Below are 651 nucleotides of genomic sequence, written 5' to 3'. Positions count from 1 at the left end.
GCCCCCTCCGTCTCGCCGGCTTCGCCGGCGATCCACCTCCCCCAAGGGGGGAGGATTTTGGTGTTCGCATTCCTCCCCCCTTGGGGGAGGTGTCGCGGCGCAAAGCGCCGTGACGGAGGGGGCAAACGCCTCGGAAAAGTTGGTGGGGCGCCAAGAGCCCCTCCACCCCTACGGGGGTCCCGAGACAGCGCGCCATTCAATCGGGGCGACGCTGGAATGGGGCGGAAGTTCGTCTCAGGCGTAGTTGAAGCTGATCGAGATGCGGTCGGACTTGGCCTGGTTGGTCGGGACCTCGTGGCGCAGCCAGCTTTCCCACATCAGGATCGTGCCGGGGCGGGGCGTCAGATAGACGAAGGGGCGTTCGGCCTCGGTCGCGTCCTCGGTGACGGAGGGGCGGGCCATCATGAAGGGCAGGCGGGGGTCTTCCAGTTTCAGCGAAGAAGCGCCGTCGGGGAAGCCGATATAGACTGTGCCCGGCCCGCAGGCGCGAAGGTGGGGATGGCTGGGAGGGGCGCCGCCGGGCTTTTGGCTTGGGCACCCGGAATTTCTTTTTTTCCCAACTTGGGCCACCCCACTCAAACAAAATGGCTTCAATCCGGGTGGACCTCCTTCTCTCCTACTCCAGAGTATGTTTCCATCTGACCACACCCA

1 protein-coding gene is annotated in these 651 nt (G+C 64.8%); it reads right to left on the bottom strand.

Annotation, left to right across the window (positions count from 1 at the left end; translation table 11 throughout):
* Window positions 1–234 precede the first annotated feature (234 nt).
* Window positions 235–570 (bottom strand): 2OG-Fe(II) oxygenase family protein, encoded by a 336-nt coding sequence (locus tag ER13_RS19115; RefSeq protein ID WP_255347100.1) that lies wholly within the window; start codon window positions 568–570, stop codon window positions 235–237.
* Between the last annotated feature and the right edge of the window lie 81 nt (window positions 571–651).

The sequence above is a fragment of the Brevundimonas sp. EAKA genome, from assembly GCF_000698025.1.
Lineage (GTDB): Bacteria > Pseudomonadota > Alphaproteobacteria > Caulobacterales > Caulobacteraceae > Brevundimonas > Brevundimonas mediterranea_A.
This window is presented reverse-complemented; position numbering and strand designations above follow the sequence as displayed.